The following is a 502-nucleotide window of genomic DNA, read 5'->3' on the forward strand; positions in this document are numbered from 1 at the left end:
TCCGCCGAATGATCAAGGGTTCCAGGGTCAAGCTAATCTGCCCTGGGTGAGTCGGGACCTAAGGCGAGGCCGACAGGCGTAGTCGATGGACAACGGGTTGATATTCCCGTACCGGCGAAGAACCGCCCCTACTGATCCGGGGATACTAACCACCCCAACCGGTCACCGGGTACCCTTCGGGGTGCCCACCGATCGTGCGGCGTGGGACCTGATCCGGGGAGGTAAGCGTATTAACAGGTGTGACGCAGGAAGGTAGCCAGGCCGGGCGATGGTTGTCCCGGTCCAAGCAGGTAGGCTGTCCCATTGGCAAATCCGTGGGGCGTGACGGCCGAGACGTGATGGGACCCCCTCTCGGGGGAATCTGGTGATCCTCTGCTGCCGAGAAAAGCATCGACGCGAGGTTCTAGCCGCCCGTACCCGAAACCGACACAGGTGATCAGGTAGAGAATACCAAGGCGATCGAGAGAATTATGGTTAAGGAACTCGGCAAAATGCCCCCGTA

At 60.2% G+C, this 502-nt stretch carries 1 rRNA gene; it reads left to right on the plus strand.

Going from position 1 to position 502, the window contains the following annotated elements:
- A 23S ribosomal RNA gene (locus tag BKD30_RS15155) occupies window positions 1-502 on the plus strand; the annotation flags it as partial.

The sequence above is a fragment of the Tersicoccus phoenicis genome (assembly GCF_001968835.1).
In the GTDB taxonomy this organism is placed as follows: domain Bacteria; phylum Actinomycetota; class Actinomycetes; order Actinomycetales; family Micrococcaceae; genus Tersicoccus; species Tersicoccus phoenicis.